Origin of the sequence: Micromonospora sp. WMMD967 (assembly GCF_029626165.1) — a bacterium.
Lineage (GTDB): Bacteria > Actinomycetota > Actinomycetes > Mycobacteriales > Micromonosporaceae > Micromonospora > Micromonospora taraxaci.
Genome location: NZ_JARUBK010000001.1, coordinates 6,679,720 through 6,694,489 on the forward strand (window position 1 = coordinate 6,679,720; position 14,770 = coordinate 6,694,489).

The following is a 14,770-nucleotide window of genomic DNA, read 5'->3' on the forward strand; positions in this document are numbered from 1 at the left end:
GGAGGATGTGTGTTCGCCAACCCCGAGGAACTGCTGCGATACCTCAAGAACGAGGACGTGAAGTTCGTCGACGTTCGTTTCTGTGACCTGCCCGGCGTGATGCAGCACTTCAACCTGCCGGTCGAGTCCGTCAACGACGATCTCTTCACTGACGGCCTCGCGTTCGACGGTTCGTCGATCCGCGGTTTCCAGGCGATCCACGAGTCGGACATGCTCCTGCTCCCGGATGTCGCCACCGCGTTCATCGACCCGTTCCGCGCGCAGAAGACTCTCGCGCTGAACTTCTTCATCCACGACCCGTTCACCCGCGAGGCGTACACCCGCGACCCGCGTAACGTGGCGAAGAAGGCCGAGGCGTACCTCGCGGCGAGCGGCATCGCCGACACCGCGTACTTCGGCGCCGAGGCGGAGTTCTACATCTTCGACTCGATCCGCCACGAGACCTCGGCGCACCAGTCGTTCTACTACATCGACTCGATCGAGGGCGCCTGGAACACCGGTCGCGAAGAGGCGGGCGGCAACCGCGGTTACAAGACCGCGTACAAGGGCGGCTACTTCCCGGTGCCGCCGGTCGACCACTACGCCGACCTGCGTGACTCGATCGTGCGTCGGCTGGTCGACTCCGGGTTCACCGTGGAGCGTTCGCACCACGAGGTGGGCACCGCCGGCCAGTCCGAGATCAACTACAAGTTCTCGACGCTGCTGCACGCCGCCGACCAGCTCCAGCTCTTCAAGTACATCGTGAAGAACGAGGCCTGGGCCAACGGCAAGACCGCGACGTTCATGCCCAAGCCGCTCTTCGGTGACAACGGTTCCGGCATGCACACCCACCAGAGCCTCTGGCTCAACGGTGAGCCGCTGTTCTACGACGAGACCGGTTACGCCGGCCTGTCCGACATGGCCCGCTGGTACATCGGTGGTCTGCTGCACCACGCGCCGTCGCTGCTGGCCTTCACCAACCCGACGGTCAACTCGTACCGCCGCCTGGTGCCGGGCTTCGAGGCGCCGGTCAACCTGGTCTACTCGCAGCGCAACCGGTCCGCCTGCACCCGCATCCCGGTGACCGGCAGCAACCCGAAGGCCAAGCGTGTCGAGTTCCGGGTCCCGGACCCGTCGGCCAACGTCTACCTGGCCTTCTCCGCCATGATGATGGCCGGCCTGGACGGCATCAAGAGCAAGATCGAGCCGCCGACGCCGATCGACAAGGACCTCTACGACCTCCCGCCGGAGGAGTGGGGCGACGTCAAGCAGGTGCCGGGCTCGCTGCCGGCCGTGCTCGACTCGCTCGAGGCCGACCACGACTACCTGCTCGACGGCGGCGTCTTCACCCCCGACCTGATCTCCACCTGGGTCGACTGGAAGCGCGCCAACGAGGTCGACCCGGTGCGTCTGCGCCCGACCCCGCACGAGTTCGCCATGTACTACGACTGCTGAGCCTGATCAAGGCTCTGACCTGCACCAACAGGATCGCTACTGATCTTGGTTACAGGTTGGGTACAACCTCACGGACGGCGGTCATGCCCGGCTTACAGCCGGCGTGGCCGCCGTTTCGTGTTGGCCGAGCGCACCGTCGATGAGCAGCCGGGTGCGATCGAGCACGTCCGGCCACTCGTGCACCTCAGTGTTGAGCGTGACGGCGGGCGTGCTGCGCCCTGGCCCTTGCTGCAAGCTCGACGCCTGAGTGTCGCGGGCCAGTCGGGAGGAGCCAGGGCTGAGGCAAGCGCGTGGAAGCCAGATGGCTCCCCGCATCAGGTCATGATCGAGGCTCCGTGCCTGCGAATCGGTATACCCATGAATGCTCGGCGCCGTCGCCACCCGTCGCCGACAGGAGGTAGACGGACCACGTATCGCCACCCACGTTGCCTGTCCGTAATCCCGGCGAGGGCTGGCCATCCATGTCCAGTTGCACGATCTGGCATCGGCCGTCACGGGGACCGCCTACCAAGCGGATGCCGGTAGTCCGGTTAAAGATCTCGCCCATGAGCCACCGACGGATGTTCCGCATGGCCGCTGTCTCGATGTCGCCCACGACCGAACTACACCACGCGTCGTCGGTGGCGACAACGCGGTAAAAGCCTCAGGCGGGTAGGGCGAGCGATCGCGGAGCCGGCCCGGCTCGCTGTGCGCCGCCCCCCGGCATACCTTCGCGTCCGATATATTGCTCCGTGTGGACACGCCTCTGCGCGAACCGACCTTCCTGATCCTCACCGCGCTGGCCGCCCAGCCGATGCACGGCTACGGGCTGATCGGTGAGGTCGCCGCCCTCTCCGACAACCGCGTGTCGCTCCGCCCCGGGACGCTCTACGGTGCGCTCGACCGACTCGTCGACGCCGGCCTCGTCGAGGTCGACCGGGAGGAGGTGGTGGACGGCCGACTGCGCCGCTACTACAGCCTCTCCACCAGCGGTGAGACCACGCTGAGCAGCGAGACCGAGCGGCTGCGCCGCAACGTCGAAGCCGCCACCAGCCGGTTGTCCAAACGTTCTCGGGCCACCCTCCCCACCATTCCGCGCACGGCCGGAGGCTTGGCATGAACGACCTGGAACGCCGCTACCTCCGGCTTCTGCGCGCGTACCCCATCGACTACCGGCGCGCCCGCGGCGCCGAGATCGTCGGCACCTACCTCGACCTGGCCTCCCCTGACCAACGCTGGCCGACGCCGGCGGACGCCGCGGACCTGGTGCGCGGCGGTCTCCGCCAGCGGCTGCGGGCCGCGGGCGTCACCGGCCTGATCCCGGGGGTACGCCTCGCGGCACTGCTGGCCCTGGTCACCGCGAGCGCGCTCGCCGGCGTCTGGGGGACGGCGGAGCTGCATCCGCCGCCCGCGGAGTGGGGCGTCCCCCACGTCGGCCCGTTCGTCTCGCTCGGTGTCGTCACGTGGGCGGCATGGCTGCTGGCGGCGGTGGTGATCGCCCTCGCGCCGAGCCGGGTCGCCCGGTGGGCCATCGCCCTCGCGCTCCTGCTCACGATTGCGCTGCCACCGGTGGCAGCGGCGCTCGACGCAGTCCGACCGCCGCTGATGGTGCTGCTGCCGCAGGTGGTCCTGGGCCTGCTGGGGCTCGCCCTGCCAGACCAATCCTCCCGGGCGATCCGCCTCGCGCCGGCGCTGTCCGCACTGTCAGCGGTGATGGCGACGGAGTTCCTGGTGGGCCTGGACGCGGTCGGCACCTACTACGGCGCCACCCTGGAGATCTTCCTGCCCACCGTCGGTGGAGTGTTGTTGGTCGTCGGGGCTCTGCTGGCCATGGGTCTGGCACTGGGCGGGGACACCCGCGGCGGCTGGGCGCTCGTCACACTGCTCACCCCCGCCGGCTTCCTGGCGGTGCCCGGCCTGGCCGACAGCTTCGGCCCGGCGTACGGCCCCATCACCTTCGCGGAACTGGCGGTGACCGCCGTCGTCGTCGCGGTCGCCGGTCCGGCCGCACTGCTCCTGACCGTCCTGTTCCGCTCCCGCCAAACCCGAACCCCCCACCCCTCCGACCGACAGTGCCCCACCTGCGGCGCGCGAGCCTGACGACCTGACGATCATGAGGTTGGCGAGGCGTTCCGTCCGGATCAGCCTCGTCAACCTCATGATCATCCGGGTCGACTGCGGCGGGTGGCGCGGAGGAGGACGGTCAGGAGCAGCGCGGTCATCGCCAGCGCGCCGGGGGCCTTGGTGAAGCGGGCCAGGTTCGTGCCGTCGGGCAGGGCGAGGAAGGCCGCCAGCGCCGTCGGCACCGTGAACCACCTGGTTTGGACGGTGGTCAGCGCGAGCAGCGCGAGGGGCCAGGTGGCGTACCAGGGGTGGAACACCGGGGACAGGACGACGGTGGCGACAAGCGCCAGCGCCGCACCGCGCAGCACCACCCGCACGTCGTTCAGCCGGCGCAGTGCCCGCCACGTCCGCCACCAGAGCACCACCAGCACACCGGCGAGCAGCAGCAGGGCGACCGCGCGGATCACCGGTACCGCCTGCGGGTCCCGGCCGACCAACGCTCCGGCGTAGTCCGCCACGAACCCGATGGCGGTGGGTGGCGACGTCCACTGCTCGGAGTCGCCGCTGTGCGTCAGCCCGCCCACCCAGCCGAACCCGAGACCGGACAGCACTGAGGTGACCAGCACCGCGCCGACGAGCCCTCCGGCCAGCCAGCCGCCGTCGCGCACCAGCGCCCGCACCGTGTACGGATGCCGCACCCCGGCCAGCACGGCGAACGGCACCACCACCACGGCAGTGGCCTTCACCGTGACCGCCAGCCCGAGCAGCGCGCCGGCCAGCAGCAGCCGCCCGACCAGAGGCAGCCCTCCGACCAGAGGCAGCCCTCCGGCCAGTGGCAGCCCTCCGGCCAGCGGCAGCGCCCCGGCCAGCGGCAGCGCCCCGGGCCGGACCGGTCGCCGGATCGCCACCAGCAGCCCGCAGAGCAGCAGACCCAGCATCACGGCGTCGTTGTGCGCCCCGGCCACCAGGTGTACGCCGACCAGTGGGCCGGCCAGCGCCAGCCAGGCGGCCCGTCGGGTCGGCACGCCGGCGGCGCGGGCCAGACCGGGCAGGCAGAACGCGGCCAGCAGCAGCCCCGCCACGGCGATCACCCGCAGCGCCACGATCGTGCCGGTCAACCCGCCGCCGAGGCCGACGGCGAGCGCGGCGAGCAGCACGAACACCGGCCCGTACGGTGCCGGGGTGTCCCGCCAGATCGGCGCGACCGTGTCCAGCCACGGGCAGCCCGCCGCCGCCACCCCCACCGAGTAGGGGTCGACGCCGTGCGCGTACGTCCAGCCCTGGCAGGCGTACGAGTAGACGTCCCGGCTGCCCATCGGGGGCGTGACCAGCAGGGGCAACGCCCACAGCCCGGCGGTGACGTAGGCCCACCGGGTCGACGGAGCGCCGTGGCGCAACGACCACCACGCGCCGACCAGCAGCGTGGTGCCGACCAGCCAGCAGATCAGCGTCGCAGGGCCGTCCGGGGCTCGCCAGATCGACGCCGGTGTCACGCCGAGCGGGGCGTCGGGCAGCGCACCGCCGAGGTGTCCGGCCACGGCGAGCAGTGCCGCGCCGGCCAGGCCGACGTACCGCGCACCCGACGCCGCCACCGGTCCAGCCGGGCCGAGCGAACCAGGCAGGCCGAGCGAACCAGGCAGGCCGGACGCACCAGGCGGGCCGGGAGCGGTCACCGGCGCACCTTCCCTCAGTCGGCGGCGACCGGCTGACGGGCCGCCCGAGCCGACCGTACCAACCGGACGACCACCACGATCACCAACAGCGTCATCAGCGGCGCCCCGACCGTCTTGGTGTACCGGGGAAGCCCGGTGCCGTCCGGCAGGATCAGGAACGACGCGACCAGGGCGACCACGACGAACCATCCGGTACGCCGAGCGGTGGCGGCCAGCACGAACAACGGCCACGTCCAGTACCAGGGGTGCACCACCGGTGCGAGCGCGACGGTGACGGCGAGCGCGAGGCCGGCGTAGAACAGCGGGTCACGGGTGCGGGCCCGCCACCAGAGCCAGACGAGCAGGACGGCCAGCAGCACCACGGCGATCCCGCGCGTCACCGGCAACGCGTCGACGTGACCGCCGAACGGCACCGCGAGGTAGCCGATGGTCTGCGCGACGGCGGTGGGTGGGGAGGTCCAGGCGATGGCGGCGCCGCCCTGGGACAGCCCGCCGATCCAGCCGAAGTCGAGCCCGCCGGCCACTGTCACCGCCACGACGGCGGCGATGGTCCCGCCGACCACCCAACCGCCGTCGCGGATCAGCGTCCGGATCCGGTACGGCCCGGCGGTGGCCGCCAGGGCGGCGAACGGGACCACCACCACGGCGGTGACCTTGATCGCCACGGCGACGCCGAGGAGCAGCCCGCCGACGAGCAGCATCCCGCGCCGGCTCGGGTGGGACGCCACCACGGCCAGCCCTCCGACCAGCGCGGCGAGCATCAACACGTCGTTGTGGGGACCGCCGATCAGGTGCGCGGCGACGAGTGGACAGCCCAGCGCCAGCCACACCGCCCGTCCGGCCGGAACCCCGGCTCGGCGGGCCAGCACCGGCAGCGCCCACGCGGTCAGCGCCACACCGATCAGAGACAGCGCCCGGAACAGCACGATGCTGGCGTTCAGCGATCCGGTCACCTCGACCACCGCGCCCGCGATGAGGACGAACAGCGGCCCGTACGGTGCCGGGGTGTCCCGCCAGATGACGGAGACCGTGTCCAGCCAGGGGCAGGGCAGCGCGGAGACACCGTGCTCGTACGGGCTGATGCCGCCGGCGAAGCTGGCGCCCTGGCAGGCGTACGCGTACACGTCGCGGCTGCCGAACGGTGGCGCGACGAGCAGCGGCAACAGCCACAGCCCTACGGTGACCAGCGCCCAGCGGGTCGACGGCACTCCGTCGCGCAGCGCCCACCAGGCGTACGCGAGCAGGCCGGTGCCGACCACCCAGGCGGCCAGGACCAGTGGCCCGTCGGGGCCCTGCCAGATGCTGACCGGGGTGCTGCGCAGCGGGCCGCTGGGGAACGCTCCCCCGAGGAACGCGGACAGCGCGAGCAGCGTCGAGCCGACCAGGCCGGTCCAGCGCGCGAGGTGGGAAGGCACGCCCGACATGCTGCCAGCACACCGGTCGGTGGGTGACGGCAGGAACCGTCAGCAGTGCCGGGCCGGGGCCAGACTGCTGGAGATCGTGTAGTCGCCGGCCGCGCGGACCCGCACCTCGGTCCAGCCGTCCGCGCCCTGTCGCACGCAGCCGTCGGGGCCGTCGAGCGACAGCCACCGTGACCAGCGCACCCGCACCGGCATGTCGCCGGGCTCGGCGGTCAGCCGCACCGAGCCCCGGTCCGAGGCGATGAGCCGGCCGGGTGCGCCGACCAGGGGCGTCGGGTCGGCCACCGCGTACAGCCGCCAGGTCCTGTCGCGCCAGACCTCCCGCAGGTACGGCAGGCCGGCGCGAATCATCGCGGCCTCGTCCCGGCCCCACCGGTCGGCGGGGGCGCCCGGGGCGATCGCCACGTAGGTCACCGCCTCGTCGTGCAGCCACTGCCCGTAGGTCTGCGCGTTCAGGGTGCCGTCGTAGAACAGCGCGTTGCGATCGCTGTCGACCTGGCGTTCCCAGCCACGGGCCAGGGGCACTGTCGGTGGCAGGTACGCGGATTCCCAGTGGTCGCGCAGCGGCACCACCTCGACCCGTCCGACGGGTTGCCGCCGTTGCAGTTCCTCCGCGAGCGGGCGGTGGAACGCCGGGGCGCTCTCCGGGGCACCGGCCCGGGTGACGTCGCTCGTCATCACCGGCGACTGCCACCACACCGTCGCGGCGAGCAGCCCGGCCAGCCACGGGCCGGGCAGCGGAGCGTACCCGGCCAGCACGGGCAGCGCGAAGAGCAACGGCAGGCGCAGCGCGTTGGACCCGATCGGGCTGGGCACGTAGTAGGCGGCGACCAGGAGCAGGACGGTGAGCGCCGCGCCGACCCGCAGCACCCGGCGGCGTCGCGGCACCAGGACCGCCACCAGCACGGCGAGCGCGACGTTGATCCGCATCGACTCGGCCGAGTACGGCTGGGTGCCCCCGTTGCCGAAGAGGAACGCGATCGGCGCGAGGGTGACAGCGGGCGTGACGGCCAGGACGACACCTTCCGCCAGTGGACCCTCCACCCGCCACCCACCAGCCAGCGCCCGACCCGGCCCGTCCCCACGGCGGAGGGCGGCCAGCAGCAACGCCGCGCCGGCCAGCCCGGTGAACAGGCCGGCGACCGGGCTCGCCGCCGTCGCCAGGGCGGCGCAGATCGCGGCGAGCGCCAACCGGGCGGCACGTGGCGGGCGTTCCGTGCTGACGGCGCAGAGCGCGAGCAGCCCGAACGTCAGCCCGACGGCGAAGGTGACCCGTCCGCTCGCCAGGTTGCCGACCAGGACCACGGCACCGAGGACGCCGGCCAGCAGCGGGCGTCGGGCCCGGTTCCGGGCGAACAACCACGCCAGCGCGAACGCGCCGAGCACGGCGGCGACCGCCCCCAGTGGACGCATCCCGATCAGCGCGCCCAGCCGGGCCGTGAACAGGCTGTAGCCGTACTGGTTGACACCGCCGTACCAGCCGAGGTCGATCGGCGTCGCACCGTACCGGTCGGCGAACTCGGCCCGCGCCACCTGCGCCGCGAGGTCGGTGCCCATTCGGGGCGCGACCAGGAACGCGACGGCGAGCACCACAGCGACCCCGGTCGCCGTCGTCCAGCCGGTGCGCCGCCCGAACGGGCGTGGCGACGCGTCAGGCATTGAGGACCCGTTCGGTGGCGGCCCGGGAGCGACGACCGACGCGCAGGTACTCGTCGAGGAACTCCCCCGGGTCGTCGCGGCCGAGCAGCCGGACCACGCCGGCCAACTCCACCCCGTGCCGGGGCAACTGGTCGCCGGCCCGACCGCGGACCAGCATCAACGCGTTGCGGACCTGCGCGGCCAGGGACCACCCGGCGGCCATCTCGGCGGCGTCCGCCGGGTCGATCAGGCCGGCCCGCTCGGCGGCCGCGAGAGCGTCGAGGGTACGCGTGCCGCGCAGCGCCGGGTTCGCACCGGCGTGCCGGAGCTGGACGAGCTGCACCGCCCACTCCACGTCGGCCAGCGCGCCGCGACCCAGTTTGGTGTGGGTGGCCGGGTCGGCACCCCGGGGCAGCCGCTCGTTCTCCACCCGGGCCTTGATGCGCCGGATCTCGACGATCTGCTCACGGGTCAGCCCTTCGGCCGGGTACCGCACCGGGTCGATCATCGCCTCGAACTCGGCACCCAGACCCGCGTCTCCGCAGACGAACCGGGCGCGCAGCAGCGCCTGCGACTCCCACACCCGCGACCAGCGGGCGTAGTACGCCGCGTACGCGGCGAGGCTGCGCACCAGCGGACCCTGCCGGCCCTCCGGGCGCAGGTCGGCGTCGACGCCCAGCGGCGGGTCGGGCGCGGGCACGCCGAGCAGCCGACGCAGCTCCTCGGCGATCGCGTGCGCGGCGGCGCTGGCGGCGCTGTCGCTGGCCCCGGCGGGCGGGTCGTAGACGAAGAGCACGTCGGCGTCGGAGAGGTAGTTCGACTCGTACCCGCCGAGCCGTCCCATCCCGATCACGGCGAACCGCAACCCTTCCGGCGCGGGTTGGCTGGCCTGGGCGGCGCGCAGCGCGGCGGCCAGCGTGGCGTCGGTGACGTCGGCGAGCGCCGTGCCGACCTGGGTGATGTCGGACAGGCCGGGAGCCGGCCGGCTCGTGCCGTCCGGCCGGGTGGGGCTGGGTGCGAGCGAGCCCGCGCGGCAGAGCACGTCGGCACAGGCCACCCGGACCAGTTCCCGACGCCGCAGCGCGCGCACCGCGCTGGTCGCCTCGACCGGGTCGGTGTGCCGGGCTGCCGCCGCGAGGAACCCCTCCCGGAGCACCTCCCGGGAGCGCGGGACCAGCTCGTTCTCCTCGGCCAGCAGTCGCAGCGCCTCCGGGTCGCGGGCGAGCAGGTCGGCCACGTACCGGGACAGCGAGAGGACCCGGGCCAGCCGACGGGCGACCGGGCCACCGTCGCGCAGCAGCCGCAGGTACCAGGGGGTGCTGCCGAGTTTGTCGGAGACCTTGCGGTAGTTGAGCAGCCCCCGGTCCGGCTCCGGCGCGTCGGCGAACTCGCTGAGCAGCACCGGCAGCAGGGTCCGCTGGATGGCCGCCGTGCGACTCACCCCGCCGGTGAGCGCCTGGAGGTGCCGCAGCGCCCCGGCCGGATCGGCGAAGCCGAGGATCTCCAGTCGGTGCCGGGCGGCCTCGGGAGTTAGCCGCAGCCCGTCCGCCGGCACCCGGGCCACCGACTCCAACAGCGGCCGGTAGAGCAGTTTGGCGTGCAGTCGGCGTACCTCGGTGGCGTGGGTGACCCACTCGGCCCGGAAGCTCTCCACGGCGCTGCGCCCCGGCGCGGCCGTGAAACCCAGCGCGGCGGCGAGCCAGCGCAGCGCGCCCGGCTCGGTGGGCACCGTGTGCGTACGGCGTAGACCCTGGAGTTGCAGCCGGTGCTCGACGCTGCGCAGGAAGCGGTAGCCGCGCAGCAGTGCCTCGCCGTCGGCGCGACCGACGTAGCCGCCGGCGACGAGCGCGCGCAGCGCCGGGATGGTGCCCGGTTCCCGCAGCGTCTCGTCGCCGCGACCGTGCACCAGTTGCAGCAGCTGGACGGCGAACTCGATGTCGCGCAACCCGCCGGGGCCGCGCTTGATCTCCCGCTCCAGCTCCTTCGGCGGGATGTGGTCGATGATCCGGCGACGCATGGCGCGGACGTCCTCGACCGCCTCGGGCCGTTCGGCCGCCCGCCACACCAGCGGCGCGAGCTGGTCGATCCACTCCTGGGCCAGCGGCAGGTCACCGGCGGCCGGGCGGGCCTTGAGCAGCGCCTGGAACTCCCAGGTGCGCGCCCACCGCCGGTAGTACGCGAGGTGGCTGGCGAGGGTACGCACCAGCGGGCCCCGGTTGCCCTCGGGGCGCAGCGCGGCGTCCACCGGCCAGGCGACCAGCCCGCAGATGGAGATCAACCGGGTCGCCACCAGTGTCGCTGCGGACAGGTCGGCGTCCTCGGCGGCGACGAAGATGACGTCCACGTCGGAGACGTAGTTCAGCTCCCCACCACCGCACTTGCCCATCGCCACCACCGCGAGCCGGGGCCGCTCGGTGCCGTCCGCCAGCTCCGTGACAGCGATCTCGTACGCGGCGGCCAGCGTCGCGTCGGCGAGCGCGGACAGCGCGGCCATGGTCTGCTCCAGGCCGCGCCCACCGGTGAGGTCCGCCGCCGCGATCCGCAGCAACGCCAGCCGGTACGCGGAACGCAACGCCGCCGTCGGGTTGCCACCGTCGGTCGGTTCCAGCCGCCCCTCGGCGATCGGGGCGAGCCCGTCGGGCGCGGTGCGCAGCGTCAGACAGTGCTCGGGGTTCGCCACCAGGTGGTCGCCGAGCGCCGACGACGCGCCCAGCACGGCGATGAGTCGCCGCCGCAGCCCCGGATCGGCGTGCAGCTCCGCGAGCAGCGGCGGGTGCGCGTCGTCGCCGCTGCCGCCGCTCGACGCACCGCTACCCTCGGTCGCGCGGCGTTCGGCCTCGACGATGCGGTGCAGTTGACGCAGCGCCAGGTCCGGATCTGCGGCCCGGGACAGCGCGGCGAGCAACTCCCCGGCCGCCTCGTCGGTCGGCTCCTGCTCCTCCGGCCGCCACAGCCGCAGCCCGTCCGGGCCGAGGAGGTCCGCGGCGCGCGCGCCGCCGTCGCCCTCGGCGGTGCCGAACCCGTACCGGGCGAGCCGCCCCGGCGCCCTGGTCGGCCGGCTCATCAGTGCCCGAGCAGCGGCAGGCCGCGCCGCGTCACGCTGTCGTCCAACTCGCCGAGGGCCAGCGCGGCGAACCGGGCGGCGAACGGCTGCCAGACCTCCTCGATGTCGGGCAGCACCGAGGCGCAGGCCGCCACCACCAACTCCGGGTCGTAGCCCAGCTCGGCGAGTTGGGCCGAGTCGGTGGACCAGTCGGCGATCATCGCGGCGTCGCACTCAATGTGGAACTGCAGACCCCAGGCCCGGTCACCGAGCCGGAACGCCTGGTTCGGGTAGCGGGTCGACGCGGCCAGCAGCGTCGCGCCCCGGGGCAGCTCGGTGATCTCGTCGACGTGCCACTGGAGCACGTCCGGGATCAGCGGCACGTACCGGAACAGCGGGTCGCCCTCGGCGGCGTCGCGCCGGCCCACCACGCCGGGACCGATCTCCGGCCCGGACGGGCTGCGTTCGACCAGCCCGGCGTGCGCGGTGGCGAGCAGTTGCGCGCCCAGGCAGACGGCCAGGGTCGGCACCCGGTGCCGGACCGCCTTGCGCAGCAGGCCCTCCACGGCGGGGAACCAGGGCGCGCCGGGCGATCCGTCCGGCAGCGGATACGCCTGTTGTTCGCCGCCGAGCACCACCAGCGCCGCGTACCCCTCCAGGTCGGCGGGGAGTTCGTCGCCGGCGTGCGGGCGTACCACCCACAGTTCCAGCCCAGCCTCGGTCAGCCACTCGCCCAGGAGGCGGGCGTCGTCCGTCGGGTCGTTCTCGATCACCAGCGCGGTTGCCACCCGTCGAGGCTAGCGGGTACGCCGCGTCGTGCCACGCCACAGGCTCGCTCCGTCGTGGGCTCGTTAGGCTCTGCGGTTGTGATCAGCGAGGACACCACCGCCGCCGTCCGCCCACCCGTGCTGGTGCCGGGGGACGCGGTGCTGCTGGTGTCACCGTCCGGGCCGACCTCGCCGGAGCGGGTGGCCCGGGGCATGGAACTGCTCGTCGGGTGGGGTCTGCGCCCGGTGCCGGCCCCGAACGCGTACGCCCGGCACGGCTTCCTCGCCGGCACTGACGATCTGCGCGCCGCCGACCTGAACGCCGCCTTCGCCGATCCGGAGATCCGAGGGGTCATCTGCACCCGGGGCGGGTACGGCGTCCAGCGCATCGTGGACGCCATCGACATGGCCGCCGTCCGGCACGACCCGAAGGTGGTGGCCGGCTTCTCGGACATCACCGCGTTGCAGTTCGCGTTGTGGCGGGGCGCCCGGCTGGCCGGGGTGCACGGCCCGGGGGCGGCGTGGCGCGACGAGCGGACCCCGCTGCGCTCCGCCGAGTCCCTGCACGCGGCGCTGATGACGACCGAGCCGGTGACGATCAGCGCGGTGCCCACCGAGGAGACGTTCGACGTCCGCGTGCCGGGTCACGCCACCGGCACCCTGCTCGGCGGCAACCTGTGCATGATCGCCGCGTCGATCGGCACACCGGACCTGCCCGACCTCACCGGTGCGGTGCTGTTGATCGAGGACGTGCAGGAACCCCCGTACAAGGTCGACCGGATGTTGACCCACCTGCGTCGGGCCGGCGCGCTGGACGGCCTGGCCGGGGTGGCGGTGGGGCAGTTCACCGACTGCGGTGACGGCTGGGACACCACGATCGTCGACGTGCTCGGCGAACGCCTCGGCGACCTGGGCGTACCGGTCCTCGGCGGCCTCCCCATCGGCCACGGCCCCGGCCAACTGACGGTCCCGGTGGGCACCAGAGCGACAGTGGACACGGAAACCAACACCCTGACCGCCGCCCCCGCCGTCTCCCCCCACCGCCCCCACCGCCCCCACCGGTGATCGCCGCCCCCGCCCCGCCCTCCGCCGCCCCCGCCCCGCCCCCGCCGCCCCCGCCCCCGCCGCCCCCGCCGGTGATCAAGAGGTTTGCGTCATGTCCGGCCCGGAATCTGACGCAAACCTCTTGATCACCTAGGCGGGGCGGGCGGGGCGGGGCAGGTGGGTGGGGCGGGGCAGGTGGGGCGGGGCAGGTGGGCTACCGCGCCGGTTTCCAGGGCGGCCCAGACGCCGTCGGCGGTGCGGGCGATGCCGTGTGGTTCGGCATTGGGGGTGAGCAGGTCGTAGCCCTCGATCCGGCCGGTCGGGTCGAGGTGACCGATCCGGTTGGCGCCCCACTCCGTGAACCACGCGCCGCCCGCCGGGTCGGCCACGATGGCGTGCGGACGGGCCGCACGGTTCGGCAGGGGAAACTCGACGATCTCGCCGTCCGGGGCGATCCGGCCGAGCTGACCGGCGGCGATCTCCACGAACCAGACGGCACCGTCGGCGCCGAGGGTGATGCCGACCGGGCCGGCGTTCGCGGTGGGCAGCGGGTGCAGCGTGGTACGACCGTCGAGGTCGATGCGGCCGATCGCGTTCGCCTGGTTGAGGGTGAACCAGAGCACCTGGTCCGCGCCCGCGGTGATCATCGAGGCGAACCCGCCGGTCACCGGCAACGGGAAGACCGTGAGGGTGCCGTCGGTGTCCACCCGGCCGATCGTGTCGGAGGTCATCCCAGCGTACCAGAGCGCGCCGTCGGCTCCGACGGCGATGCCACCGGGCCCGGTGCCGGCGGGCAGGGCGATGGTGCGCTGCTCACCGTCGACGCTGATGCGGCCGATCCGGTCGTCGCCGGAGCGGGTGAACCAGAGCGCGTCGTCCGGCCCGGCAGTGATGATCAAGGGGCGACCGCCGGCCGGCTCCAGCGGATAGGTACGGACCGAGCCGTCCACCCCGAGGCGGGCGATCGCGCCGGCGTGGACCAGCGTCAGCCACAACGCGCCGTCGGGGCCGGCCGTGATGCCGTACGGGCCGGCACCCGGCTCGGCGAGCGGTATCTCCCGAATGTCGGAGGTCGTCACGTGCGGTGTCCTTCCGTGGTCGGATCGCCCACCCTGACCCGTCGGCCAGCGACGGCACAACCGGTTTCGTCCGCCACCCGCCGCGATTGTCAGCCCGCTGACAGGATCGCCACGGCTTCCACCCAGGCTGCCCGGTCACTGTCGGTGACGACAGCGCAGGATGATCGAACCTCTGGAGGACAGCATGTCCCGCACCATCCGCAAAAAGCACCTGTTGGCCGGCCTGGCCACCGCCGGCGTCCTCGGCGTGGGGATCGCGGCCCCGACGATCGCGTTCGCCGCGGACACCCCCACCCCGGCACCGAGCGTCAGCAGCGCCCCGGCCCCCGGTGCGAAGGCCGACCGGCAGGGCGAGTTCGCCGAGGCGCTCGCCAAGGAGCTGGGCGTGCCCACCGACAAGGTGACCGCCGCCCTGGAGAAGGTCCGCGAGCAGCACCGACCGGCCGATCGGCCGCAGCGCCCCTCCGGCGAGGACCGCAAGGCCGCGCTCAAGGAGCGGCTGGACCAGGCCGTCAAGGACGGCAAGCTCACCCAGGAGCAGGCCGACGCCATCACCAAGGCCGTCGAGGCCGGCGTCTTCCCCGGGGCCGGCCGCGGCCCCCGCGGGTGGGGCGGAAGCTGAGCGCCG

Annotated in this window: 11 protein-coding genes; 5 read left to right on the forward strand and 6 right to left on the reverse strand. The window is 73.4% G+C overall.

Annotated features, from left to right (window positions below):
* Window positions 1-9: 9 nt before the first annotated feature.
* The 3 genes from glnA (at window position 10) to O7631_RS29960 (ending at window position 3,513) form a co-directional block, all read left to right on the forward strand.
* Window positions 10-1,434 carry a type I glutamate--ammonia ligase gene (glnA, locus tag O7631_RS29950; protein ID WP_269682983.1) on the forward strand — a complete coding sequence of 475 codons (1,425 nt, stop codon included), beginning with the start codon at window positions 10-12 and terminating at the stop codon, window positions 1,432-1,434.
* Window positions 1,435-2,167: 733 nt separating this feature from the next.
* On the forward strand, window positions 2,168-2,533 hold the full coding sequence (locus O7631_RS29955) for a PadR family transcriptional regulator (RefSeq protein ID WP_278147329.1): 366 nt from the start codon (window positions 2,168-2,170) through the stop codon (window positions 2,531-2,533).
* Window positions 2,530-3,513 (forward strand): hypothetical protein, encoded by a 984-nt coding sequence (locus O7631_RS29960; RefSeq protein WP_278147330.1) that lies wholly within the window; start codon window positions 2,530-2,532, stop codon window positions 3,511-3,513. Before O7631_RS29955 ends, O7631_RS29960 begins: the two co-directional genes overlap by 4 nt.
* Before the next feature lie 62 nt (window positions 3,514-3,575).
* On the opposite strand, the gene mptB (O7631_RS29965) is transcribed toward O7631_RS29960, so the two are convergent.
* From mptB (O7631_RS29965) to O7631_RS29985, 5 genes are all read right to left on the reverse strand, one after another.
* Complete coding sequence (mptB, locus tag O7631_RS29965) at window positions 3,576-5,099, reverse strand: polyprenol phosphomannose-dependent alpha 1,6 mannosyltransferase MptB (protein ID WP_278148062.1); 1,524 nt, start codon at window positions 5,097-5,099, stop codon at window positions 3,576-3,578.
* Window positions 5,100-5,164: 65 nt separating this feature from the next.
* Window positions 5,165-6,565 carry a polyprenol phosphomannose-dependent alpha 1,6 mannosyltransferase MptB gene (mptB, locus tag O7631_RS29970; protein WP_278147331.1) on the reverse strand — a complete coding sequence of 467 codons (1,401 nt, stop codon included), beginning with the start codon at window positions 6,563-6,565 and terminating at the stop codon, window positions 5,165-5,167.
* Between the two features lie 48 nt (window positions 6,566-6,613).
* Complete coding sequence (locus O7631_RS29975) at window positions 6,614-8,230, reverse strand: hypothetical protein (protein WP_278147333.1); 1,617 nt, start codon at window positions 8,228-8,230, stop codon at window positions 6,614-6,616.
* On the reverse strand, window positions 8,223-11,273 hold the full coding sequence (locus O7631_RS29980; RefSeq protein ID WP_278147334.1) for a bifunctional [glutamine synthetase] adenylyltransferase/[glutamine synthetase]-adenylyl-L-tyrosine phosphorylase: 3,051 nt from the start codon (window positions 11,271-11,273) through the stop codon (window positions 8,223-8,225). Before O7631_RS29980 ends, O7631_RS29975 begins: the two co-directional genes overlap by 8 nt.
* Complete coding sequence (locus tag O7631_RS29985; protein ID WP_145779615.1) at window positions 11,273-12,040, reverse strand: type 1 glutamine amidotransferase; 768 nt, start codon at window positions 12,038-12,040, stop codon at window positions 11,273-11,275. Before O7631_RS29985 ends, O7631_RS29980 begins: the two co-directional genes overlap by 1 nt.
* 78 nt (window positions 12,041-12,118) lie before the next feature.
* On the opposite strand from O7631_RS29985, the gene O7631_RS29990 reads away from it, so the two are divergent.
* Entirely contained in the window at window positions 12,119-13,084 is a 966-nt protein-coding gene (locus O7631_RS29990; protein WP_278147335.1) for an LD-carboxypeptidase, read from the forward strand.
* Window positions 13,085-13,209: 125 nt separating this feature from the next.
* Here the strand turns inward: O7631_RS29990 and O7631_RS29995 are convergent, their stop codons facing one another.
* Entirely contained in the window at window positions 13,210-14,142 is a 933-nt protein-coding gene (locus tag O7631_RS29995; protein WP_278147336.1) for a virginiamycin B lyase, read from the reverse strand.
* Window positions 14,143-14,326: 184 nt separating this feature from the next.
* On the opposite strand from O7631_RS29995, the gene O7631_RS30000 reads away from it, so the two are divergent.
* On the forward strand, window positions 14,327-14,764 hold the full coding sequence (locus tag O7631_RS30000; RefSeq protein WP_278148063.1) for a hypothetical protein: 438 nt from the start codon (window positions 14,327-14,329) through the stop codon (window positions 14,762-14,764).
* Window positions 14,765-14,770 lie beyond the last annotated feature (6 nt).